We start from the raw sequence: 22,948 nt of genomic DNA on the forward strand, positions 1-22,948 counted from the left end.
TTGGTATCCGTTTGCACGCGAGCACCGCTCCCACGGACTGGCCGCATGCCAAAGATGCAACGGGCCCTTCGAACGGGCAAGCCGATGCCCTACAGCGCCGCGCGTCTTATCGGACGCGCAAAGGTCACTGTAGCACTTTTGATTTTCTGCATCCTCAAATCGGCGACGATTTGAGGAACCCTGCAGTAAGGGATTAATACTAGCGCATCAGCCGGCAAGGCGGAATTACACTCCGCGGGAAATCGACCATTCGACTCGCGTGCAAGGGGCGCGGCCGCCTTTATGGCAAGCCACCCCATCGCAAGGCATCGGCTTTTTGCCCTACAATCCGACCGCATCCTTGAACTGGTACCACCAAGAACCGATCGTCGAATATTGCGCCCGGAACATGCGCCCGCCCGGGAACGGATACCAGGGCAGCTTTTCGAAGACGTCGTAGCGCGTGGTGTCGCCATCGATCGCCTCGGCGAGCGTGCGGCCAAAGAGATGCGATCCGGTGACCCCATGGCCGCTGTAGCCGTGGGCGAAATAGGTGTTGGAGCCGATCCGGCCCATCTGCGGCACGCGCGTGAAGGAGAGCGCGAAATTGCCGCTCCACGCATAGTCGATCTTCACGCCCTTGAGCTCAGGGAACACCTTTTCAAGATTGGGCTTCAGCTTGGCGACCACATCGGCCGGATCGGTGCCACCATAGACGGTGCCGCCGCCGAAGATCATCCGCTTGTCGGCGGAAAGCCGGAAGTAGTCGAGAATATAGCGCACATCCTCGACGCACATGTCGCTCGGAATCAGCGAATGGGCCAGCTCTTCGCCGAGCGGCGCCGTCGTGATCATCTGCGTCGAAACAGGCATGACCCGGGAGACGAGCTTTGGCACCGCGTCGCCGAGATAGGCATTGCCGCAAAGCACGACGATACGTGCCGACACCTCGCCGCCTTCGGTATAGACGGTCGGCCGCGCCGCCTCGTGGTCGACCCGCGTCACGGGCGACTGTTCGTAGATCGTGCCGCCGACGCTTTCGAGCGCGCGCGCCTCGCCGAGCACGAGATTGAGCGGATGCATGTGCCCACCGGTCGTGTCGAGCATGCCGCCGCAATAGGCATCCGACGTGACGAGTTTGCGAAGCGCGTCACGATCGAGAAGCTGGTGATCGTCCATGCCGTATTTGCGCCAGAGCGCCTGCTTGGCTTCGAGTTCCTTCATGTGCGCCGGCGTATAGGCGGCGTAGATGTTGCCCGGCTTCAGGTCGCATTCAATCTGATACTGGCTGACGAGGCGCCGAATGATCTTGCCGCCTTCCTGCACCAGTCCGCCGATGAAGCGCGCGGCATCGTCGCCATAGCGGCGCTGGATCGTTGAAAGGCTGGCATTGAGACCATTGACGACCTGGCCGCCGTTGCGGCCGGATGCGCCCCAACCGACCTGCGCACCTTCGATGACAACAACCTTGTAGCCCTTCTCGACAAGGTGGATCGCCGTCGACAGGCCGGAGTAACCGGCACCGACAACGCACACGTCGGTCTCGACGCGGCCCTGAAGCCGGACCGGCGTGCGGATGATGTTGCGGGATGCGGCGTAGTAGCTGGTCGGGTAGCTGCCGTCACCGGCATAGGAGTTCTGTTTCGTGAGCATCAGACAATTTCCAGATAGGCGCTGAATTCGTAATCCGTGACCTGCTCGGCAAAGCCTGCGATCTCCTGGCGTTTGCAGGCGATCAGCATCGAGCGCAGCACGGGATCGAAAATTTCGGCGGCAATCGGTCCGGCCTCGAAGCTATCGACCGCTTGCCCCCATTCGGAGGGAATTTTGGGCAATTTCTCCGCTGCATAGGCCCGACCCGAAACAGGCGCCGGCGGCTTCCACTTGTTGCGGATGCCGACCAAAGCAGCGCCAAGGATCGCGGCGATGACGAGATAGGGATTGGCGTCGGCGCCGGCGACGCGATGCTCGATGCGGCGCGCGGCCGGATTGCCGCCTGGAATGCGGATTGCCGAGGTGCGGTTCTCATAGCCCCAGCAGACGGCCGTCGGCGCATGCGTATCCGGCCGCAAGCGCCGGTAGGAATTGAAATGCGGCGCAAACAGCAGCGTCGTCTCGGCCATGCCGCGCAGGAGCCCGGCAACGGCGTTCTTCAGCATCGGCGAGCCTTCGTCACTGCCGTCGTTGAAGACGTTGTTGCCCTCCTCGTCGAGCAGGCTGAAATGGATATGCATACCGTTGCCCGACCGCGTGCCGTAGGGCTTGGCCATGAAGGTGGCGGCGAGGCCATGTTTGCGCGCGACACCCTTGACGATGCGCTTGAAGAAGATGGCGTCGTCGGCCGCCTTCAGCGGGTCGTCGGTGTGCAACAGGTTGATCTCGAACTGGCCGATGCCGTTCTCAGCGATCGCCGCGTCCGCCGGTACATTCTGCCGGGCACATTCCTTGTAGACGTCCGAGAAGAACTCGCCGAAATCGTCGAGCTCGTCGATCGACAGGATCGCATCGGAATCGAGCCGCTTGCCGGTATAGGGAGAGATCGGCGGCACCGCGCTGTCGGGCTCCGGATCGATCAGGTAGAATTCCAGCTCGGTCGCGACGACGGGGCGAAGGCCGAGTTCCTGATATTCACGCACGACCGCCGCCAAGGCCTGGCGCGGATCGGCGAGGAACGGCTTGCCGTCTTCGAGCTGCAGCCAGAGCGGCACCAAGGCACTCGGCCGCGAGGTCCAGTTGACCGGCAGCGCGCCGCGGCCGGTGACGCCGCAGATACCGTCGCGGTCACCGCTCGCAAACACCTGCTCGCTGTTGATGATGTCCTCGCCCCAGACATCGACGCCGACGATCGAGAGCGGCATGCGGATGCCGCCGCCGAGCACTTTCGCCGCCTGCTCCACCGGCACGCGTTTGCCCCGCATGATGCCGTTGAGGTCGCAGACCACCGCCTGGATGCTTTCGATCGGCCCGTTCTGCTCGAGCCATGCCTTGAATGCGCTGGGGTCTTCCGCGTCGAGCGACATATCGCAAATCTCTTTTTGTGATCACATTTTGTGATAGTTGACATAATTCAGGAGTTGGAGTCAAGCATGGGCAATGGTATCAGGCGCATGAAGGACGCCAGGCAGAAGGACATGCGATCGTGAAACCCCTTGTTTTGCCGCCACTTGCCCGACCCGACGGCATGACCACGCATGACTATGCCTTCAACCGGCTGCGCCAGGCGATCATGGTCGGCGCTTTCCGCCCCGGCACATCCGTCACCATCCGCGGCCTTGCCGAAGCGCTCGAAAGCAGCCCGACGCCGGTACGCGAGGCGCTACGTCAGCTGACGTCGATCGGCGCGCTGCAATTCCTTGAGAACCGCCGTATCGTCGTGCCGCACATCACGCCCGCGCGGTTCGAGGAACTGATCTTGCTCCGCATCGCGCTCGAAAGCCATGCCGCCCGCCGGGCCGTCGCCCATCTCTCCGAGCGCCAGATCGAGAAAATTACGGCAGTCGATGACAGTATCGAGACGGAAATCCGCAAGGGGAACAAGGTGGCGGCGCTGATTGCCAACCAGTCGTTTCATCGGATGATCTACACGGCCAATCCCGATCCGGTCGCCATGCCGCTGATCGAGAGCGTCTGGCTGCAGCTCGGCCCCATCCTCGGCATCGCCATGGAGCATGTCACCGAGCTCTATGTCGTTGACCGCCATCGCGAGGCGATCGATGCCCTTAGGCGGCGCGACGAGGAGGCCGTTGCCGATGCGATCGCCGCCGACATCCGGGAGGGGATCGGCGGCTTCGATCAGCAGGCGGTCGCGCGCCTTCTGCGGCTGGCGGCCTGAGCCGACGGCAGGCCACGGCCTCATAAATTTTAGTGTGACTAAAATTCCGTATTGACAACGCTCAGGCACGGCACCAAAGTCGTGAAAATACAGATGCATAGCGACGGGAGGCGCGAGCCTTCCTGCCCAATGCCCGCGCATTCGAGGGGGGAGGAGTCCGCTTGAAGAGCCAAAGATTCTCAGCCTGGGGCAACACCTGCGCCGGCCTATAGCATTCCCCAAAACCGCCACATCACGTCGGTCCGCCCGGCCACCCCATCCGCCCGTCGATGAGCGCTACACTCGCGTGAATGGCGAGCGCATCTCATTTCCTCAAGCCAGAACTGGAAACACCATGAACGAACTCACCAAGAGCCGTTTTGCTGCGCTCCGCCGCAAGATGGCCGAAAGCAAAGTCGGCCTTGTCGCGCTCGCGCCCGGATCGCACATGGATTGGCTGATCGGCTACCATCCGCATCCGGACGAGCGCCCCTGCCTGCTTCTGATCGGCCCGGAAAGAGAAGCCTTCCTGATGCCGGCGCTCAACGCCGAGGGCACGCGCGAACATACCGACATCGCCTTCCACAACTGGGCCGATGATGCCGGCCCGGCCGACGCACTGACCTCGGCCCTCGCCGATGTCGGCGCGGCTGCACCTGGCCGCGTCGTGCTCGACGAGACCATGCGCGCCGATTTCGCCCTGCTGCTGATCGATGCGCTGCCGGAGGATACCGCCCGCGAATTCACCCCGGCAACGCTCGGCGCCCTGCGCATGCGCAAGGACAAGAGCGAATACGCGCTTTTGAAGATGAATGCCGGCATTGCCGACCGCGCCATGCAAGCGGCCTTTTCCAAGATCCGTCCGGGCATGACCGAAAAAGAACTGGCCGCCGAGATCCGCGGACACTTTTCCTCGGAAGGTGCGGCACCGGCCTTCTGGATCGTCGGCGCCGGCGGCAATGGCGCCTTCCCGCACCACTCGGCGAGCGAACGGGTGATCGAGGAAGGCGATGCCGTGGTCATCGATATCGGCGGCCGCAAGCAGGGTTTTCCGAGCGACATCACCCGCATGGCAATCGTCGGCCGCGCCCCGGAGGGATACGGCCAGATCCACACCATCGTGGAAAGGGCCGTGCAGGCAGCGTTGAAGGCCGCCCGTCCCGGCGTACTCGCCAAGGATGTCGACGCCGCCGCCCGCAAGGTGATCAGCGATGCCGGCTACGGCGAATACTTCGTCCACCGCACTGGTCACGGCATGGGCATCGACGGCCATGAGCCGCCCTACATCACCGCGACCTCGGAAACCGTCCTGGAAGAAGGCATGGTCTTCTCGATCGAGCCCGGCATCTATCTTCCCGGCCGCTTCGGCATCCGGCTGGAAGATATCGTCATCCTGCGCGAGGACGGGCCGGAGGTTCTCTCTTCGCTCCCCCGCGACGTGCACGTCGCCACAGCCTGATCAAACAAGGTCTGATCAAAGCTGCGGCGCTCTCGGGCGCCGCTTCTCTTTGAGCTATTCGTTTGGCAGCAGGCCGCTGGCCTATTGAACCGGCCGCTTGCGGGGCTTCGGCCGTTCACTTACTGCACCGTCTTTGCCGGGGCGTGGCCCATAAACCTGCTCGCGCTGCTCAACCGGCGGCCAGATCCAGTAGTGACCATAGGGCTTGCGCTGGACGCCTTCGTAATACTCGCCCTTCCTTGTGCGCATCTGCGCTTCCGCATCGCCCGCGACAGCCATCACGGCAATGACCGCGCCCACCGTGGCGATGGCAAACAGATATCCCGATTTCAACATCTTCAAGCTCCTTGCCTCCTGTCTACGCCGGAAGCGTGCGAGGTCAACCACCGTCGCGTTCCATCAGTTCCTGCTTGACGACCTCCCTCGCCTTATCCATAGTGCTCAGATGTCAGACCAATTTGGCCTCATGGAGCAAGCCGAATGAGTGAACCGGCAAGAGCGGCGCTGATGCCCCTGCCCCCGGCGGACCGGGCCCAGCAGGTCATTGCCGCGTTGGCTGACTACATCGAACAATCGGGGCTTAAGCCCGGCGAACGCCTGCCAGCTGAACGCGAACTGATGACGGCGCTTGCCGTCGGTCGGTCGACTATTCGCGAAGTCATCCGCCACTTTCAGGCGCTCGGCGTCGTCGAGGCGCGCAAGGGCAGCGGCACCTATCTCTTGCGCATGATCACGGGCGCCACCGTCCATATGCCGCTTACCCTCGACGCAGCGCATCTGCGCGACGTGCTTTTGATGACGCTCGAAGTTCGCCGCGGCATCGAGGTCGAGGCCAACATGGTTGCCGCCCGCCGACGTACCGAGGAAGACCTTGATATCATCGAAGTGAAGCTCAACGAGATGGAGCGGGTGCATATCGCCAAGGGCACGTCAGGTCCGGAAGACCTTGCCTTCCATCTGGCGATCTACGATGCCACCCACAATCCGCTCTTCCGCCAGCTGCTCGAACAGATGCGCGAGGCCTTCGAGCGCTTCTGGGAGGAGCCGTTCGATCGGTCGGACTTCGCCCGCCGCTCCTTCCCGTTCCACCGTACTCTCTTCAACGCGATCGCAGCCCAGGATCCTGACACCGCGCGCGAAGAAACGCTGAAAATCCTCGCGATCGTCGAGGAAGACATCAAGGAAATGTCCAAATGACCAACGGCCTCGATCCGTTCGACCACGCCTCGCTGATCGTCGCGCATGACGAAGGCCACGCCTTCGATGCCGTCGTGCCGCCGATCGTTCAGACCTCGCTCTTTACCTTCAAGGATTACGACGACATGGTCGCGTCCTACCGGGGCGAGCGTGTGCGGCCGATCTACACCCGCGGTCTCAACCCGACCGTGCGCATGTTCGAGGAGATGCTGGCGAAGCTCGAAGGCGGCGAAGACGCGATCGGTTTTGCCAGCGGCATGTCGGCGATCTCCTCGACCGTGCTGTCCTTCGTCGAGCCGGGCGACCGCATCGTCGCCGTCAATCATGTCTATCCCGACGCCTTCCGCCTGTTCGGCACGCATCTGAAGCGCATGAAGATCGAGGTGACCTACGTCGACGGTCGCGACGAGGAAGCGGTCGCCAAGGCGCTTCCCGGCGCCAAGCTCTTCTACATGGAAAGCCCGACAAGCTGGGTGATGGACACCCACGACGTCGCCTCGCTCGCCCGCCTCGCCAAGGACCAGGGCATCATCACCGCGATCGACAACAGCTGGGCAAGCCCGATCTTCCAGCAGCCGATCTCGCTCGGCGTCGATCTCGTCATCCATTCCGCTTCGAAGTATCTCGGCGGACACAGCGATGTGGTTGCTGGCGTGGTTACCGGCTCGAAGGAACTGATCGGCCGCATCCGCTCGGAAGCCTACCCTTATCTCGGCGGCAAGCTCTCGCCCTTCGATGCCTGGCTCCTGATCCGGGGCTTACGCACCCTGCCCATCCGCATGAAGTCGCACGAGCGCTCGGCGCTTGAAGTCGCGCGGCGGCTGCAGGCCCATCCACTGGTCGAGACCGTCTGCCACCCCGGCCTCGGCAACACGCTGCCGCCGGGCCTTTCGGGCACATCCGGCCTGTTCTCCTTCATCTTCCGCGAAGGCGTCGACGTCAGGCGCTTCGCGGATCATCTCGAACTCTTCAAGCTCGGCGTTTCCTGGGGTGGACATGAAAGCCTCATCGTGCCGGGCGAAGTCGTGCTGTCGCAGAAAGCCCAGCCCAATTCCGCGGCCGCCTTCGGCATCTCGCCGCGGTCGGTACGGCTCCATGTCGGCCTGGAGGGAACGGAGGCCCTCTGGAGCGATCTCGAAGCGGCGCTCGCCGTCGCCTCGACTGGCTGACGAAATTTCGAACCAACCAACGAAGAAAAGAGGGAACAAGAATGAAGAAACTGATCACTGCAACGCTTCTCGCCAGCCTGATGGCCGGAAGCGCACTCGCCGATACCAAGCTGAAGCTCGTCGAGGTCATCACCAGCCCCGAGCGCACCGAGACGCTGAAATCGATCGTCGCCAAGTTCGAAGCTGCCAACCCCGGCACGTCAGTCGAGATCATCTCGCTGCCCTGGGGCGAAGCTTTCCAGAAGTTCGCGACCATGGTTTCGGCCGGTGAGCTTCCCGACGTGATGGAAATGCCCGACACCTGGCTTTCGCTCTATGCCAACAACGGCATGCTCGAAAGCCTGGAGCCCTATCTCGCCAAGTGGGAGCACACGGGTGGCCTGACGGAACGTGCGCTCGAACTCGGCCGCGACGTCAACGACACCGCCTACATGCTGCCCTACGGCTTCTATCTGCGGGCGATGTTCTACAACAAGAAGCTGCTATTGGAAGCCGGCGTCAGCGAACCGCCGAAGACCATGGACGATTTCGTCAAGGCGTCCGAGGCCGTGTCGAAGCTTCCGGGCAAGTCCGGCTACTGCCTGCGGGGCGGCCCGGGCGGCCTCAATGGCTGGGTGATGTTCGGCGCGACCATGGCCGGAAGCAACACCTTCTTCAACGAGGACGGCACCTCGACCATGAACAGCGAAGGCTGGGTCAAGGGCCTGACCTGGGTGATCGACCTCTACAAGAAGGGTCTGGCACCGAAGGACAGCGTCAACTGGGGCTTCAACGAGATCGTCGCCGGTTTCTACAGCGGCACCTGCGCCTTCCTCGACCAGGATCCGGACGCGTTGATCGCGATTGCCGAGCGCATGAAATCCGAAGATTTCGGCGTCACCACCATGCCGAAGGGCCCGAGCGGCAAGGCGTTTACCACCATCGGCTTTGCCGGCTGGTCGATGCTGTCGGCAAGCCAGAACAAGGACCTCTCCTGGAAGCTGATCGAAACGCTCGAAGGGCCGGAAGGCAACATCGAGTGGAACAAGCGCACGGGCGCGCTGCCGGTGCACAAGTCGGCCGAGAAGGATCCCTTCTATGCGAGCGCCCAGTTCAAGGGCTGGTTCGACGAGCTTGCCGACAAGGACGTCGTGTTGACGGTGATGCCGACCTACCTCGAGGAATTCGCCTTCTTCAAGGATTCGCTCGCCATCAAGACGACGCAGGAAGCCCTGCTCGGCGACATCACGCCGGAAGAGCTCGCCAACCAGTGGGCCGACTACCTCACCAAGGCGCAGCAGAAGTTCCTCGCCAGCAAGAAGTAAGCCTTCGGCCGGCGGCGGTTCGCCGCCGCCGGCCCTCGTGACATTGAGCGGAATGACGTGGGCGCGGTCTCCGCCCGCATCCCGCTCCGACTGAACGAAAACGAGGCACGTCGAAAAAACCGGCGGCCGCACAGGGGAAATTTCGATCGATGGACCATGTCGCCCGCCAAAGCGGCCTGCCGGCAGGCAGGACGCCGCTGAAGAAGCGCATCGCCGACGGCGCCGCGCCCTATCTCTATAGCGCGCCGGCGCTGATCCTGATCGTCACCGTCATGCTGGTGCCGCTGGTGCTTGGCGTTTCCTACGCCTTCCGCGACATCCAGCTCTTAAACCCGTTCTCCGGTGCCTATATCGGCCTTGATCATTTCCGCGCGCTTGCCGAGGACCAGGCCTTCTATCGGGCGCTGCGCAACACGCTGTGGTGGACCGGCGCTTCGGTGTTCTTTCAGTTCGTCTTTGGCCTGATCCTGGCATTGCTGCTCGACAAGCCCTTCTACGGCCGCGGCCTTGCCCAGGCGCTCGTCTTCCTGCCCTGGGCGGTGCCGAGCTTCCTTGCCGGCCTCAACTGGGCCTGGCTTTTCAATCCGGTCGTTGGTCCCTTGCCGCATTGGCTCTATGCGCTCGGCATCATGAGTGAGCCGAACAACATCCTCTCGGACCCGCAGCTTGCCATGTGGGGGCCGATCATCGCCAATGTCTGGTGGGGCATTCCCTTCTTCGCGATCACCCTGCTCGCAGCGCTTCAGGCGATCCCGCGCGACCTCTATGAGGCCGCGAGCATCGACGGCGCCGGCCCGGTACAGCGATTTCTCTCGATCACGCTGCCGTTCCTGGCGCCGACCATCGCCATCACCATCCTCCTGCGCACCGTCTGGATCTCGAACTTCGCCGACCTGATCATCGTCATGACCAATGGCGGACCGGCCGACCGCACCCAGATCGTCGCCAGCTATATCTTCACCCAGGCCTTCAAGCGGCTGGATTTCGGTTACGCCTCGGCGATCGCGCTGGTGCTTCTGGCACTGCTGCTCGCCTATTCGATGCTGATCGTCATCCTGCGGCAATGGCTGTTGAGCAAGGATTGAGACCGATGCGCGCCAAACCGCTTTTCCTCATGATCGCGCACCGATCGGCCATCCTTGCCTACATCGCCTTCGCGCTCTTCCCGCTCTATTGGCTGTTGAAGGTTGCAGTCACGCCCAACGACCTGCTCTACTCGGAAGGCATTCGAATGTGGCCGTCGCGCGCCAGCCTCGAACATTTCGATTTCGTGCTGCGCCACAGCGCCTTTCCGGTGTTCTTCAAGAACAGCCTGATCGTCGCCGGCTCCACCGCCGTTATCGTCACCATCCTCGCCTCGCTCTCGGGCTATGCGCTGTCGCGCTTCAACTTCCGCGGCAAGTACTGGCTGGTGGCGCTGATGCTTTTGACGCAGATGTTCCCGCTCGTCATGCTGGTGGCGCCGATCTTCAAGATCCTCTCACCGCTCGGCCTCACCAACAGCCTGACCGGCCTCGTCATCGTCTACACCGCCTTCAACGTGCCCTTCGCCACCTTCCTGATGCAGTCCTTCTTCGACGGCATCCCGAAGGATCTGGAAGAGGCGGCGATGATCGACGGCGCCACCCAATTCGTCGCCTTCCGCCAGATCATCCTGCCGCTGACGCTGCCCGGCATTGCCGCAACGCTCGGCTTCGTCTTTACCGCCGCCTGGAGCGAACTTCTGTTCTCGCTGATGCTGATCTCCGGCAACGACCAGGCGACCTTCCCCGTTGGATTGCTGTCCTTCGTGTCGAAGTTCTCCGTCGACTTCGGGCAGATGATGGCCGCCGGCGTGCTCGCGCTCATCCCCGCCTGCCTCTTCTTCCTGCTCATTCAACGTTATCTCGTCCAGGGCCTCACGGCCGGCGCGGTCAAAGGCTGAGGATTGCTCTCATGGCTTCCATCGATATCGCCAACATCCAGAAATCCTACGGCATCCACCCGGTCCTGCACGATGTCGATCTCAAGATCGGCGACGGCGAATTCGTGGTGCTCGTCGGCCCATCCGGCTGCGGCAAGTCTACGCTTCTGCGCATGATCGCCGGGCTTGAAAGCGTCACCTCGGGCGAGATCCGCATCGCGGGAAAACGCGTCAACGAGCTGGCGCCGAAGGACCGCGACATCGCCATGGTGTTCCAGTCCTATGCGCTCTATCCGCATATGTCCGTCGCCAAGAACATGAGCTATAGCCTCAGGCTCCGGAAGACGGCCAAGGAGAAGATCGCGAGCATCGTTTCAGGGGCCGCCGCCAAGCTCGGCCTCGACCCGCTGCTCGAACGGCGGCCGCGTGCACTCTCCGGCGGCCAGCGCCAGCGCGTCGCCATGGGCCGGGCCATCGTGCGCGAGCCCAAGGCGTTTCTCTTCGACGAGCCGCTGTCGAACCTCGATGCCCGCCTGCGCGAGCAGATGCGGGCCGAAATCAAGAAGCTGCACAAGGACCTCGGCGCCACCTCGATCTACGTGACCCACGACCAGATCGAGGCGATGACGCTTGCCGACCGCATCGTCGCCATGAACGGCGGCTTCGTCCAGCAGGTCGGCAGCCCGCTCGATCTCTACGACCGTCCCGCAAACCTCTTCGTCGCCGGCTTCATCGGCTCGCCCGGCATGAACTTCTTCGAGGGCACCTACCTGAACGGCACCGCCCCGCGATTCGAGACGGAAGGCGGCGTTGTCATCCCGGCACAACCGCATCCGCCGCTCGCCGACGGCGCCCGCGCCACCCTCGGCATTCGCCCGGAACATGTGGAGATCGGCGTCGAAGGGCCGGATGTGCTGAGCGCCAATGTCGACCTGGTCGAGCCGACCGGGTTCGGCATCATCCTGCATCTCTCCTTCGGCCACGCCGGCTTCAAGGCCTTTACCAACGACCGCCGGTTCCTCACCGCTTCGGGTTCGCTTGCCGTGCGCCTGCCGGTCGACAGGCTGCATTTCTTCGACGCCGCCGGCAATCGGGTCTAATCGCGCGCACCGTCCCTGGTGAAAATTTAGGCGCAACCGGCGACCTGCCGGCTGCGCCGGTTGACTTCCACAAGGCGAGGCGTACGGTCGTCCTGTCGCAAGTATCAACCGCCGTGGCGCCAACTTAAGAGAAGCAAGCACCGCCAAAACGACAGATTGACGATAGCCTTCCTTGCCTGCGCCCGGCGATTTTGAGGAAGTGTCATGCGAATTCTTGTTGTTGCCCTTGCCTTTTCGACAACGATGCTCTGTCCGTTCGCAACCCTCGCGCAAGAGGGCGATGCCGCAGCCGGAGCCACCGTCTTCAAGAAATGCGCTGTCTGTCATGTTGCCGACAGCGATACCAACAAGGTTGGACCATCACTCAACCATCTGTTCGGACGAACGGCCGGCACCCACGCCGACTTCAGCTACTCGCCGGCGATGATCGATGCGGGCAAGGGTGGGCTCGTCTGGGACGAGGCGCATCTGCGCGACTATCTGCACAATCCAAAGACCAAGGTGAAAGGCACGAAAATGGCCTTTGCCGGGCTGAAGGACGACACGGATATCTCCAACCTCATTGCCTACCTCAAGCAGTATTCGCAGTAGGCTGAAAAGACTAAAGGCAAGCGCCGTCCGCACGGAGACGGCGAATTGCGACTATTCAACGTTCGTGCAATTATTGCAGGTACAGCGCCGCGCGTCGTATCAGACGCGCAAAGGTCGCTGTAGAACTTTGAATTCCTGCATGTTTTTGTCCTTTAATCGGAGACGATTAAAGGAAACATGCAGCAGGCTCTACGGATTGCGTATTCATGCCCACAGCCGCCAGCGGCGAGGAGGGACAGAAATGGCCGTGGTAGTTATTCTGGTTTTGTTGGCCGTTGGGTCGGTGTTGTTCCATCTGTTGAGCCCGTGGTGGTGGACGCCGATCGCGTCCAACTGGAATTACATAGACAATACGCTCATCATCACCTTCTGGATTACCGGCGTCGTCTTCGTCGCCGTGGTGCTTTTCATGGCCTATTGCGTCCTGCGTTTTCGGCATCGCCCGGGAAACCGGGCGGCCTATGAACCGGAAAACAGGAAGCTCGAAGGGTGGCTTGCCGGCGGCACGACGCTCGGCGTCGCCGCCATGCTGACCCCCGGCCTCTTCGTCTGGCACCAGTTCGTGACCGTGCCGGATGGCGCAACGGAGGTCGAGGTCGTCGGCCAGCAGTGGTTGTGGAGCTTCCGGCTCCCAGGCGCGGACGGCAAGCTCGGCACCTCCGAGACCCGCGACATCACCCCGGAGAATTCGCTCGGCCTCAACCGCAATGACGCAGCGGCGCTTGACGATTACGTCATCGAAGGCGGCGAGCTGCATCTGGAAGTCGGAAAGCCGGTCAAGATGCTCCTGCGCTCGGTCGACGTGCTGCACGATTTCTACGTGCCGGAGTTCCGCGCCAAGATGGACATGGTGCCGGGCATGGTCACCTATTTCTGGCTGACGCCGACACGGACTGGCACGTTCGAGGTCTTGTGCGCCGAACTCTGCGGCGTCGGTCACCCACAGATGCGCGGCACCGTCGTCGTCGACAGTGCCGCCGACTACCAGGCTTGGCTTTCGCAGCAGCAGACCTTCTCGCAGCTGCAGGCAAAGGCAGGGACGAAAGAAACGGCGCAGGCAGGAAATGCCGCCCCGGCGCAGTAAGAAGCGCCCCGACGGCCAAAGCGGGATGAGGAAAAGTGCTTGCGGTTTTCCGCTCGCATCCCGCTCGTGAGCGAAAGCAATTCCAGCGTTGGTGTCCGGAATTGCGTGGTTCAAAGCGTTGGATCGAAATGATCCGGTGTTGGGAGGTTCTCGCAGATGGTCGACATCCGGCATAGCACGGGCGAACCGATAGGCGCCGCGGAAGTGGAGGACGTCGAGCTTTATCATCCCCATAGCTGGTGGACGCGCTACGTCTTCAGCCAGGATGCCAAGATCATCGCCGTGCAATATGCCTCGACCGCGATCGCCATCGGCATGGTCGCCCTGGTGCTCTCCTGGCTGATGCGGCTGCAGCTCGGCTTTCCCGGCGCCTTCGCCTTCATCGACGCCGAGCGCTACTACCAGTTCATCACCATGCACGGCATGATCATGGTGATCTACCTGCTGACAGCTCTCTTCCTTGGTGGCTTTGGCAACTACCTGATCCCGCTGATGCTTGGCGCGCGCGATATGGTCTTCCCCTATGCCAACATGCTGAGCTACTGGCTTTACCTGCTCGCTGTGCTCGTGCTCGTCGCCAGCTTCTTCGCCCCCGGGGGCCCGACCGGCGCCGGCTGGACGCTCTACCCACCCCAGGCGGTTCTCTCTGGCACGCCCGGCGGCAAGGACTGGGGCATCATCCTGATGCTCTCCTCGCTCATCCTCTTCATCATCGGCTTCACCATGGGCGGCCTCAACTATGTCGTCACCGTGCTGCAGGGCCGCACCCGCGGCATGACGCTGATGCGCATGCCGCTCACCGTCTGGGGCATCTTCACCGCGACGGTCATGGCGCTGCTTGCCTTCCCCGCCCTCTTCGTCGCCTGCGTCATGATGCTGTTCGACCGGGTGCTCGGCACCAGCTTCTTCATGCCGGCGATCGTCGAGATGGGCGAGCAGCTGCAGCACGGCGGCGGCAGCCCGATCCTGTTCCAGCACCTCTTCTGGTTCTTCGGCCACCCGGAGGTCTATATCGTCGCGCTGCCGGCCTTCGGCATCGTGTCGGATCTGATCAGTACCCATGCCCGCAAGAACATCTTCGGCTACCGCATGATGGTCTGGGCGATCGTCATCATCGGCGCGCTTTCCTTCATCGTCTGGGCGCACCACATGTATGTCAGCGGTATGAACCCCTATTTCGGTTTCTTCTTCGCGACGACCACGCTGATCATCGCCGTGCCGACGGCGATCAAGGTCTACAACTGGGTGCTGACGCTCTGGCGCGGCGATATCCACCTGACGCTGCCAATGCTGTTTGCGCTCGCCTTCATCGTCACCTTCGTCAATGGCGGGCTGACCGGCCTCTTCCTCGGCAACGTCGTCGTCGACGTGCCGCTCTCCGACACGATGTTCGTCGTTGCGCATTTCCATATGGTCATGGGCGTGGCGCCGATCCTCGTCATCTTCGGCGCGATCTATCACTGGTATCCGAAGATCACCGGCCGCATGCTCAACGAGGTGATGGGCCAGATCCATTTCTGGGTGACCTTCGTCGGTGCCTATCTGATTTTCTTCCCGATGCACTATCTCGGCCTCATCGGCATGCCGCGGCGCTATTATGAAATGGGCGAAACCGCCTTCGTCCCGGCCTCTGCCCATACGCTCAACGAGTTCATCACCATCATGGCGCTGGTCGTCGGCGCCGCTCAGCTCCTCTTCCTCTTCAATCTCATCTGGAGCATTCGCCATGGTCGTGAGGCCGGTGGCAATCCCTGGCGGGCAACAACGCTCGAATGGCAGACACCGGAGACGCCGCCACGCCACGGCAACTGGAAGGAACTGCCGGTCGTCTACCGCTGGCCCTATGACTACAGCGTGCCGGGAGCGGCCGAGGATTTCATTCCGCAGAACCAGCCGGGCTCCGCAGGTCATGCGCCGGAGGGTGCCTCATGAACGTCACCTTGATCCTGCTGGCCGTGATTCTCACGATCGCCGGCTGGTGGCTCAGCCGGCAGCGGCTCTTCTCAAAGCCCTGGCTGGAGGTCGGTCACGCGTTTGACCCGCGTCCAGATGGTCGTCCTTCGATCCCACCCGCAAAAATCGGCCTCGGCGTCTTCCTCGCCGTCGTCGCCGCACTCTTCTCGCTTTTCATCAGCGCCTATTTCATGCGCATGGCATCGACCGACTGGTGGTCGACGCCAATGCCGAAAGTCCTCTGGCTGAACACCGCCATCCTCGGGCTCGGCAGCCTCTTGCTTCACGCTGCGCGCGTGACGGCCGAGAACCACCGTGACGAGGCAAGCCGAACGGCCCTGATCGCCGCGCTTGCCGCGGGGCTCGCCTTCCTCGCGGGCCAGGTCTTCGCCTGGCGCGAACTGACCGAGGCCGGCTTTCTCATCGCCGACAACCCGGCCAACAGCTTCTTCTACATGATATCAGGCATGCATGGCCTGCACATCCTCGGCGGCCTCTTCGCGCTCACCCGAGTGATCGTGAGAACGCGCGCCGGCCCGATGGACGAGAGGGCCGTGCTGTCGATCACGCTCTGCGCCACCTATTGGCATTTCATGCTGGCCGTTTGGCTGGTGCTTTTCGCGCTCTTTTCCGGCTGGGCCAACGACTTCGTCGAGCTCTGCCGGCAACTCTTGACCTAAGGAGCCAAGGCATGTCCGTCGAGACACATTCGCCTGTCCGAGAACCGCTCCACCGCCCGGCGGGACTTGCCGGTTTCGCCGCCGACTGGGCTTCGGATCAAAGGACGTTCAAGAACGTCTCCTGGGGCAAGGCGATGATGTGGATCTTCCTCCTCAGCGACACCTTCATCTTCGGTTGTTTCCTCATCGCCTACATGTCGGCGCGCATGTCGACGGCCGTTCCGTGGCCCAATCCGAGCGAGGTCTTCGCGCTGCACATCGGCGGTTCCGACGTGCCGCTGATCCTGATCGCCATCATGACCTTCGTGCTGATCACCTCGAGCGGCACAATGGCCATGGCCGTCAACTTCGGCTACCGCCAGGATCGAAAGAAAACCGCTTTGCTCATGGTGGTGACGGCGCTCTTCGGCGCCACCTTCGTCGGCATGCAGGCCTTCGAGTGGACCAAGCTGATCACCGAAGGCGTACGCCCCTGGGGCAACCCTTGGGGTGCGGCGCAATTCGGCTCGACCTTCTTCATGATCACCGGCTTCCACGGCACCCACGTCACGATCGGCGTCATCTTCCTGCTGATCATCGCCCGCAAGGTCTGGCGTGGCGACTTCGACACCGGCAGGCGCGGCTTCTTCACGAGCCGCAAGGGGCAATACGAGATCGTCGAGATCACCGGCCTCTACTGGCACTTCGTCGACCTCGTCTGGGTCTTCATCTTCGCATTCTTCTATCTGTGGTGAGGCATGGCCATGACCGAAACGACGGCACACACCGACACGATACCGCAGGCAGGGTCGCGGGCACCGGCGCATGAACAACACCAGCAGCATCCGATCGGCCTCTACCTGGTCGTCTGGGTGCTGCTGTTCGTGCTCAGCACCTTCTCCTATCTCGTCGACTATGTCGGGCTGCAGGGCTATCTCAGATGGTCGCTGATCCTGCTCTTCATGGTGCTGAAGGCCGGCCTGATCGTCGCGATCTTCATGCACATGGCCTGGGAACGACTGGCACTGATCTACGCGATCCTGCTGCCGCCGCTGCTGGTGCTGGTCTTCGTGGCGCTGATGGTCTCGGAATCGCACTACGTGCTCTTCACCCGCCTCGCCTTCTTCGGCGCCGCACCCTGATCGCCAGGTCGCAGAGCATGCCGGGACACCCCAGGTAAATCACCTGCGTCGGAGGGGGCGGCGTCGCCGCAAAACCGACATTCGTGCCCCATGCGATGACGCATTCGAATGCGCCCGCGTCTTCTGTATGCTAAGAGAAATCGCTTCGATGTTCCTCGGCGCTTTTTCTCACGAAATCAGTGGCATGACCGTCCCGATAGCTCTCGTTCCACGATCCACAGATTGCTCGGCTCTGGTCGTGCAGTTTGATGATTATGTCGTAGACAGGCTCTAGTCGGGGCGTCTCAAGCCGTAAAATCCGGCATCCAATCCAACTAGGGTCGCAAGCAATGGCAGAGTTTCCGCAAAAGGCGAAGGTCGTAATCATCGGGCTGGGTGGCATCGTGGGTGCCTCGATCGCGCACCACCTGATCGAGCGCGGCTGGGACGATATCGTCGGCATCGACAAGTCAGGTGTGCCGACCGACATCGGCTCGACGGCGCATGCCTCGGACTTCTGCTACACCACCAGCCACGATTATCTTTCGGTCTGGACGACGCAGTATTCGATCGATTTCTTCGAGAAGATGGGCCACTACGCCCGCATCGGCGGCCTGGAAGTCGCCCGCACCGGCGATGATGTCTGGATGGAGGAGATCAAGCGCAAGCTTTCTTCCGCCAAGGCCTTCGGCACCCGCGCGCACTATGTCTCGCCGGCCGAAATCAAGAAGATGTTCCCTCTGATCGAAGAGGACCAGGTGATGGGCGGCATGTTCGACCCGGATGCCGGCCTCGTCATCCCGCGCTCGCAGACGGTTGCTGGCAAGCTGGTCGATGCGGCCGAAAAGTCCGGCAAGCTGCAGGTCTACGGCAACACGCCGGCAAAGTCGCTTATCGTCGAGAACGGCCGCATCAAGGGCGTCGTCACCCACCGCGGCACGATCATGGCCGACCACGTCATCGTCTGCGCCGGCATCTGGGGCCGCTTGATCGCCGAAATGGTCGGCGAGGATCTGCCGGTCATGCCGGTCGACCATCCGCTCACCTTCTTCGGCCCGTATAACGAGTTCGAAGGCACCGGCAAGGAAATCGGTTTCCCGCTGCTGCGCGACCAGGGCAACTCCGCCTATATGCGCGACACCGGCGACCCGAAGACCACCGAAGGCGGCCAGATCGAGTGGGGTTATTACGAGACCACCAATCCGCGCCTCTGCCATCCCCGGCATATTCTCGAAAAGCACGAAGCGCGCCTGTCGCCGTCACAGCGCGACCTCGAGATGGAGCAGATCATCGAGCCGCTCGAGCGCGCCATGGAGCTGACGCCGATCCTCGGCGAGCTTGGCTATAACGAGAGCCACTCGTTCAACGGCTTGCTTCAGGTATCGGCCGCCGGCGGCCCCTCCTGCGGCGAGAGCCAGAAGGTGCGCGGCCTCTGGTACTGCGTCGCCATCTGGGTGAAGGACGGCCCCGGCTACGGCAAGCTGATCGCCGACTGGATGACCGACGGCCGCACCGAGATCGACCATGCCTCGATCGACTATTCCCGCTTCTACCCGCACCAGCTCGAGGAGACGTTCATCGAGGGCCGCTGCTTCGAGGCGGCGCAGAAGATCTATTACCCCGCCGTGCACACGCGCGAACCCTATGCCAGCGGCCGCAACGTCAAGCGCTCGCCCTTCTACGAGCGCGAGAAGGAGCTCGGCGGCTACTTCATGGAACTCGGCGGCTGGGAGCGCGCGCACGGCTACGCCGCCAACGAACATCTTCTCGAAAAATACGGCGACCGCGTTCCGGTGCGCGAGAACGAGTGGGACAGCCGCCATTTCTGGCGCGTGTCCAACGCCGAACATCTGGCGATGAGCGAGGATTGCGGCATCGTCAACCTGTCGCACTTCCACATGGTCGACATCGAAGGTCCTGACCATGTCGAACTGCTCGAGTGGCTTTGCGCCGCCAAGATCGGTGGCGACGGCAACATCGGCAAGGGCATCTACACCCACTTCCTCGATGACGAGGGCATGGTGCGGGCCGACTTCACCGTCTTCCGCATGGCCGACCGCTGCCGTCTCGTGAACGGCGCCGATGCCGGACCGCGCGACTTCCAGTACATGCGCCGCGTCGCGGAAGACCGCGGCCTTGACGTCACCATCACCGACGTTTCGGAAAAATTCATCACCATCGGCATCTGGGGGCCCAATGCCCGCCAAACGCTGAAGAAGGTGGTTGCCGATCCGGCGGGCCTCGATCTCGAGAACTTCGCCTTCGCCGCCATCAAGCCGATCGAAATCGCCGGCAAAAAGGTCACCGCCTTCCGCATCTCCTATGTCGGCGAGCAGGGCTGGGAACTGCATATGAAGTACGAGGACGGCCTTGCCGTCTGGGACGCGCTACGCGCCACCGGCGTCATGGCCTTCGGCGTCGAAACCTATGCCAACTCGCGCCGCATGGAAAAGAGCCTGCGCCTGCAGAACGCCGATCTTCTCACCCAGTACAACCTGATCGAGGCCGACCTTGCCCGTCCGAAGGTCAAGGACGTCGACTTCCGCGGCAAGGCCAAGCACCTCGAATACAAGGCGCGCGAACACCAGCCCGCCATGCTCTGCACGCTCGTTCTGACGGAGAATACCGACAAGAATGGCGTGAAGCGCTACCCGGTCGGCACCCTGCCGGTGATGGATCCGGAAACCGGCAAGGTGCTGGTCGACGAACTCGGCCGCCGCTCCTACACCACCTCGATCGCCTTCGGGCCGACGATCGGCAAGAACATCGCGCTTGCCTATCTGCCCTGGTCCCATTGCCAGGTCGGCCGCAAGTTGAACGTCGAATACTTCGCCGAGACCTATCCGGTCGAAGTCGTCGGCATCGGCTACAAGCCGCTCTACGACCCCGAGAACCTGAAGCCGCGCACCTGATCGATCGGCACCAGAACCAAAAACGAAAAGGCCCGCTCACATCCGAGCGGGCCTTTTTACTGTCCGGCGCACCAAAATCGCCGTCAGGGCAGCACGTGCCCGGCCGCAGTAAAGAGGCGGTACCAGTCTTCGCGCGACAGCGTGGTATCCGCGCCGGGCGCGATGTCTGCCAGCCGTTCCGGGCTCGTCGTTCCAAGGACCACCTGGATGTTGGCCGGATGCCGGGCGATCCAGGCGTAGGCGATGGCCGACGGCGACACCGCATATTTGCCGGAGAGTTCGTCGAGCACCCGGTTGAGTTCGGGAAAATTGGTTTCGTCGCCGACGAAGACACCGCCGAAAAAGCCCTGCTGGAACGGTGACCAGGCCTGCAGCGTCATGCGGTTGATCCGCGAATAGACGACCACCTCGCCGTCGCGGTCGATCGACTGCTCGAGACCCGCCATGTTCGCGGCAATCCCAAACGCGACCGAGGGGGCGTGGGCAATGCTCAGCTGGATCTGATTGGCGACGAGCGGCTGGCGCACGGCCGTCTTCAGGAGATCGATCTGCCGCGGCGTATGGTTCGACACGCCGAAATGCCTGACCTTGCCGCCCGCCTGCAGTTTGTCGAAGGCATCGGCCACTTCCTCCGGCTCCACCAGGGCATCCGGGCGATGCAGCAGCAAAAGATCGAGATAGTCGGTCTTCAGTGCCGCAAGCGAGCGGTCGACGGACTGGAGGATATGGTCGCGGGAGAAATCGAAGTAGCCGCGCCGGATACCGCACTTGCTCTGGATAACGATCTGTTCACGCTCGGCAGGCTTCAGCCGCAACGCATCGCCGAACCGACGCTCGCAGGCATGCAGTTCGCCGCCATAAATGTCGGCGTGATCGAAGACGTTGATGCCGACGTCCCGCGCCTTGCCATAAAGCCGGGCAATGGCGTCATCACTGAGATCGGCGATCCGCATCAGGCCGAGAACGGCGGATGAAACGGAGAGATCGGTTGTTCCCAGGTTGAATTTTCTCATCGGATTATGCTCGCACCGTCAACATTGTTTCGAAGGAGGATTTCCGCCCGCAGGCGCAACTGGCTGCGGTAGCGAATCTTTGATCCTCAATCTCTACCAGCCCGAGGGCGCTTGGCAAACGCCCGAGCATTATCGACGATCGTGCGAAGCGGGTAGCGATGACGAGCAATGCGCCGGGTCGCCCGCCAGCGCTTTGCTGTCCTATTGTCGTGGGAGCCGACACGGTCGTCCGCTCCCACGGCCAGCGGTTTGATCAGGCAGCCGACCGATAACGCTCAGCCGGCTCGGATTGTGCGAAATTCGGCAGCATCGCCTGGCGCGCGGCGTCGAACGTATGCCACTGGCCGGCGTCCGGCAGCGGCGGGATCGTCACCAACTCGCGGCGATCAAAGCCGACTAGTGCCGCATCGACGAGATCGCCGGCCTCCATCACGCCCGCAAGCGTTTCGACATCGACGCCCGCATGATCCCAGATCTCGGTGCGCGTCGCAGCCGGCAGCACCGCCTGCACATAGACGCCCTTGGGCGCCAGCTCGACGTTCAGCCCCTGGGAAAGGAACAGCACGAAGGCCTTCGTCGCGCCATAGACAGTAGCACCCATCTCCGGCGCAAGGCCGACGACGGAAGCGATGTTGACGATCGCCCCCTCACCCCTCTCGGCAAAACGCGGCGCTACGGCATGGGCCAGCCTGGTGACGGCAGTAATATTGAGCGAGATGAGCTTCGAAATGTCCTCGCCCTTTTGCTGAAGGAAGCCGCGCGGGATCGATGTGCCGGCATTGTTGACCAGAACACCAATACGCTGATCCTCGCGCAGGCGCTGCTCGACCTTGGCCAGATCCTGCTCGTCCGTCAGGTCGGCGGGCACAACGTCGACATTCACGCCGGTTTCGCTCCGCAGCCGCTCGGCAAGCTCTGCCATGCGCACCGCATTGCGTGCGACCAGAATGAGATCGTGACCGCGGCGCGCAAATCGCTCCGCATAGACGGCGCCGATACCGGTGGAAGCACCGGTTACGAGGACTGCAGACTTCTTGCTCATCGGGTGTGCTCCTTTGATTTATTCATGATAGTCATCATGTATTTGGATATATGACGGCCATCATGTATAATGTCAATCGAAATTTAGGAGACGGTGATGCGCGTGAGCCGACAGCAGGTCGAAGACAACAAGCGAACCATTCTGGAGGCGGCTGGTCGGCTGTTCCGGGAGCGTGGTTTCGAGTCCGTCACAGTGACGGATGTGATGAAGTCGGCCGGGCTCACCCACGGCGGCTTCTACGGCTACTTCAAGTCCAAGGATGATCTGATTGCCCAGACCCTGGCCGGACTCCGGGGAGAAGCCGAGCCAAAGTCGACGGACTTGGCCGCCGTCGCACAGCGCTATCTTTCAGCGGAGCATCGAGACGATTTCGCACATGGCTGCCCGCTTGCCGCCCTGGCGTCGGAAGTGAGCCGGCAACCCCAGGGAGCACGCACGGAAATGACAGCGTTTCTCAAACGTCAGTTCGAGCGCCTGGGTAAAATAGCGCCGGGCCTGGACGAAAAGCAGAGGCGCCGTGCCGCGATCGGCAATTCGGCGAGCATGATCGGCGCGCTGATCCTGGCCAGGATGACCGACGATCCGGCCCTGTCGAACGAGATCCTCGAGGCGACGCGCGGCTGGCTTTCGGCGGGGGATGGCGAAGGGGCC

21 protein-coding genes are annotated in these 22,948 nt (G+C 62.4%); 16 read left to right on the forward strand and 5 right to left on the reverse strand.

All coding sequences use genetic code 11. From position 1 onward, the window contains the following. Nucleotides 1-321: 321 nt before the first annotated feature. On the reverse strand, nucleotides 322-1,635 hold the full coding sequence (locus AC3WWH_RS17840; RefSeq protein ID WP_058320734.1) for an NAD(P)/FAD-dependent oxidoreductase: 1,314 nt from the start codon (nucleotides 1,633-1,635) through the stop codon (nucleotides 322-324). Continuing rightward, entirely contained in the window at nucleotides 1,632-2,999 is a 1,368-nt protein-coding gene (locus tag AC3WWH_RS17845) for a glutamine synthetase family protein (RefSeq protein WP_057248989.1), read from the reverse strand. The genes AC3WWH_RS17840 and AC3WWH_RS17845 overlap by 4 nt, the downstream gene beginning before the upstream one ends. A gap of 119 nt (nucleotides 3,000-3,118) precedes the next feature. Between AC3WWH_RS17845 and AC3WWH_RS17850 the strand changes: the two genes are divergently transcribed. Together AC3WWH_RS17850 and AC3WWH_RS17855 are read left to right on the forward strand one after the other, a co-directional pair. Then, on the forward strand, nucleotides 3,119-3,811 hold the full coding sequence (locus AC3WWH_RS17850) for a GntR family transcriptional regulator (protein WP_058320733.1): 693 nt from the start codon (nucleotides 3,119-3,121) through the stop codon (nucleotides 3,809-3,811). Nucleotides 3,812-4,145: 334 nt separating this feature from the next. Continuing rightward, on the forward strand, nucleotides 4,146-5,249 hold the full coding sequence (locus AC3WWH_RS17855) for a M24 family metallopeptidase (RefSeq protein ID WP_082640677.1): 1,104 nt from the start codon (nucleotides 4,146-4,148) through the stop codon (nucleotides 5,247-5,249). Nucleotides 5,250-5,330: 81 nt separating this feature from the next. Here AC3WWH_RS17855 and AC3WWH_RS17860 read toward each other — a convergent pair whose 3' ends face one another. Then, entirely contained in the window at nucleotides 5,331-5,591 is a 261-nt protein-coding gene (locus AC3WWH_RS17860; RefSeq protein WP_058320732.1) for a hypothetical protein, read from the reverse strand. 138 nt (nucleotides 5,592-5,729) lie between these two features. Here AC3WWH_RS17860 and AC3WWH_RS17865 point away from each other — a divergent pair, with 138 nt between their 5' ends. From AC3WWH_RS17865 to AC3WWH_RS17925, 13 genes are all read left to right on the forward strand, one after another. Then, the gene (locus AC3WWH_RS17865; protein WP_058320731.1) at nucleotides 5,730-6,446 is read left to right on the forward strand and encodes a FadR/GntR family transcriptional regulator; all 717 of its coding nucleotides are present in this window, start codon (nucleotides 5,730-5,732) and stop codon (nucleotides 6,444-6,446) included. Further along, complete coding sequence (locus tag AC3WWH_RS17870; RefSeq protein ID WP_058320730.1) at nucleotides 6,443-7,615, forward strand: PLP-dependent transferase; 1,173 nt, start codon at nucleotides 6,443-6,445, stop codon at nucleotides 7,613-7,615. Before AC3WWH_RS17865 ends, AC3WWH_RS17870 begins: the two co-directional genes overlap by 4 nt. Before the next feature lie 41 nt (nucleotides 7,616-7,656). After that, entirely contained in the window at nucleotides 7,657-8,919 is a 1,263-nt protein-coding gene (locus AC3WWH_RS17875) for an ABC transporter substrate-binding protein (RefSeq protein ID WP_058320729.1), read from the forward strand. Nucleotides 8,920-9,068: 149 nt separating this feature from the next. Further along, nucleotides 9,069-10,004, forward strand: coding sequence for a carbohydrate ABC transporter permease (locus tag AC3WWH_RS17880; RefSeq protein ID WP_057248982.1), 936 nt, complete (start codon nucleotides 9,069-9,071; stop codon nucleotides 10,002-10,004). A 5-nt stretch (nucleotides 10,005-10,009) separates the two neighbouring features. Beyond that, nucleotides 10,010-10,843 (forward strand): carbohydrate ABC transporter permease, encoded by an 834-nt coding sequence (locus AC3WWH_RS17885; RefSeq protein WP_058320728.1) that lies wholly within the window; start codon nucleotides 10,010-10,012, stop codon nucleotides 10,841-10,843. Nucleotides 10,844-10,854: 11 nt separating this feature from the next. Further along, nucleotides 10,855-11,922, forward strand: a complete 1,068-nt coding sequence (locus AC3WWH_RS17890; protein WP_058320727.1) for an ABC transporter ATP-binding protein — start codon at nucleotides 10,855-10,857, stop codon at nucleotides 11,920-11,922. Between the two features lie 204 nt (nucleotides 11,923-12,126). Beyond that, nucleotides 12,127-12,513, forward strand: a complete 387-nt coding sequence (locus AC3WWH_RS17895; RefSeq protein ID WP_058320726.1) for a c-type cytochrome — start codon at nucleotides 12,127-12,129, stop codon at nucleotides 12,511-12,513. Between the two features lie 241 nt (nucleotides 12,514-12,754). Continuing rightward, complete coding sequence (locus tag AC3WWH_RS17900) at nucleotides 12,755-13,597, forward strand: cytochrome c oxidase subunit II (RefSeq protein WP_057248978.1); 843 nt, start codon at nucleotides 12,755-12,757, stop codon at nucleotides 13,595-13,597. Between the two features lie 156 nt (nucleotides 13,598-13,753). Beyond that, nucleotides 13,754-15,529, forward strand: a complete 1,776-nt coding sequence (gene ctaD, locus AC3WWH_RS17905) for a cytochrome c oxidase subunit I (protein WP_057248977.1) — start codon at nucleotides 13,754-13,756, stop codon at nucleotides 15,527-15,529. Then, complete coding sequence (locus AC3WWH_RS17910) at nucleotides 15,526-16,230, forward strand: cytochrome c oxidase subunit 3 (RefSeq protein ID WP_058320725.1); 705 nt, start codon at nucleotides 15,526-15,528, stop codon at nucleotides 16,228-16,230. Before ctaD ends, AC3WWH_RS17910 begins: the two co-directional genes overlap by 4 nt. Nucleotides 16,231-16,241: 11 nt before the next feature. Beyond that, complete coding sequence (locus AC3WWH_RS17915) at nucleotides 16,242-16,964, forward strand: heme-copper oxidase subunit III family protein (protein WP_058320724.1); 723 nt, start codon at nucleotides 16,242-16,244, stop codon at nucleotides 16,962-16,964. 9 nt (nucleotides 16,965-16,973) lie between these two features. After that, nucleotides 16,974-17,351 (forward strand): cytochrome C oxidase subunit IV family protein, encoded by a 378-nt coding sequence (locus tag AC3WWH_RS17920; RefSeq protein ID WP_057248974.1) that lies wholly within the window; start codon nucleotides 16,974-16,976, stop codon nucleotides 17,349-17,351. Nucleotides 17,352-17,680: 329 nt separating this feature from the next. Beyond that, complete coding sequence (locus AC3WWH_RS17925; protein ID WP_058320723.1) at nucleotides 17,681-20,242, forward strand: GcvT family protein; 2,562 nt, start codon at nucleotides 17,681-17,683, stop codon at nucleotides 20,240-20,242. Between the two features lie 83 nt (nucleotides 20,243-20,325). Here the strand turns inward: AC3WWH_RS17925 and AC3WWH_RS17930 are convergent, their stop codons facing one another. Together AC3WWH_RS17930 and AC3WWH_RS17935 are read right to left on the reverse strand one after the other, a co-directional pair. Beyond that, nucleotides 20,326-21,255 (reverse strand): aldo/keto reductase, encoded by a 930-nt coding sequence (locus tag AC3WWH_RS17930; protein WP_057248972.1) that lies wholly within the window; start codon nucleotides 21,253-21,255, stop codon nucleotides 20,326-20,328. Nucleotides 21,256-21,508: 253 nt separating this feature from the next. Continuing rightward, nucleotides 21,509-22,297 (reverse strand): SDR family NAD(P)-dependent oxidoreductase, encoded by a 789-nt coding sequence (locus tag AC3WWH_RS17935; RefSeq protein ID WP_057248971.1) that lies wholly within the window; start codon nucleotides 22,295-22,297, stop codon nucleotides 21,509-21,511. Nucleotides 22,298-22,393: 96 nt separating this feature from the next. Between AC3WWH_RS17935 and AC3WWH_RS17940 the strand changes: the two genes are divergently transcribed. Then, nucleotides 22,394-22,948: TetR/AcrR family transcriptional regulator (locus AC3WWH_RS17940; protein WP_492377124.1), on the forward strand; the 555-nt coding region annotated here is incomplete at its 3' end.

Source organism: Ensifer sp. EB106-03-01-XG145, from assembly GCF_058792075.1.

What these genes read in the sequence shown, in the direction of transcription:
- AC3WWH_RS17900 (WP_057248978.1), top strand. Translation starts at nt 12,755, where the DNA reads ATGGCCGTGGTAGTTATTCTGGTTTTGTTGGCCGTTGGGTCGGTGTTG.
- AC3WWH_RS17855 (WP_082640677.1), top strand. Translation starts at nt 4,146, where the DNA reads ATGAACGAACTCACCAAGAGCCGTTTTGCTGCGCTCCGCCGCAAGATG.
- AC3WWH_RS17865 (WP_058320731.1), top strand. Translation starts at nt 5,730, where the DNA reads ATGAGTGAACCGGCAAGAGCGGCGCTGATGCCCCTGCCCCCGGCGGAC.
- AC3WWH_RS17880 (WP_057248982.1), top strand. Translation starts at nt 9,069, where the DNA reads ATGGACCATGTCGCCCGCCAAAGCGGCCTGCCGGCAGGCAGGACGCCG.
- AC3WWH_RS17870 (WP_058320730.1), top strand. Translation starts at nt 6,443, where the DNA reads ATGACCAACGGCCTCGATCCGTTCGACCACGCCTCGCTGATCGTCGCG.
- AC3WWH_RS17910 (WP_058320725.1), top strand. Translation starts at nt 15,526, where the DNA reads ATGAACGTCACCTTGATCCTGCTGGCCGTGATTCTCACGATCGCCGGC.
- AC3WWH_RS17935 (WP_057248971.1), bottom strand. Translation starts at nt 22,297, where the DNA reads ATGAGCAAGAAGTCTGCAGTCCTCGTAACCGGTGCTTCCACCGGTATC.
- AC3WWH_RS17845 (WP_057248989.1), bottom strand. Translation starts at nt 2,999, where the DNA reads ATGTCGCTCGACGCGGAAGACCCCAGCGCATTCAAGGCATGGCTCGAG.
- AC3WWH_RS17920 (WP_057248974.1), top strand. Translation starts at nt 16,974, where the DNA reads ATGACCGAAACGACGGCACACACCGACACGATACCGCAGGCAGGGTCG.
- ctaD (WP_057248977.1), top strand. Translation starts at nt 13,754, where the DNA reads ATGGTCGACATCCGGCATAGCACGGGCGAACCGATAGGCGCCGCGGAA.
- AC3WWH_RS17925 (WP_058320723.1), top strand. Translation starts at nt 17,681, where the DNA reads ATGGCAGAGTTTCCGCAAAAGGCGAAGGTCGTAATCATCGGGCTGGGT.
- AC3WWH_RS17875 (WP_058320729.1), top strand. Translation starts at nt 7,657, where the DNA reads ATGAAGAAACTGATCACTGCAACGCTTCTCGCCAGCCTGATGGCCGGA.
- AC3WWH_RS17890 (WP_058320727.1), top strand. Translation starts at nt 10,855, where the DNA reads ATGGCTTCCATCGATATCGCCAACATCCAGAAATCCTACGGCATCCAC.
- AC3WWH_RS17915 (WP_058320724.1), top strand. Translation starts at nt 16,242, where the DNA reads ATGTCCGTCGAGACACATTCGCCTGTCCGAGAACCGCTCCACCGCCCG.
- AC3WWH_RS17885 (WP_058320728.1), top strand. Translation starts at nt 10,010, where the DNA reads ATGCGCGCCAAACCGCTTTTCCTCATGATCGCGCACCGATCGGCCATC.
- AC3WWH_RS17895 (WP_058320726.1), top strand. Translation starts at nt 12,127, where the DNA reads ATGCGAATTCTTGTTGTTGCCCTTGCCTTTTCGACAACGATGCTCTGT.
- AC3WWH_RS17930 (WP_057248972.1), bottom strand. Translation starts at nt 21,255, where the DNA reads ATGAGAAAATTCAACCTGGGAACAACCGATCTCTCCGTTTCATCCGCC.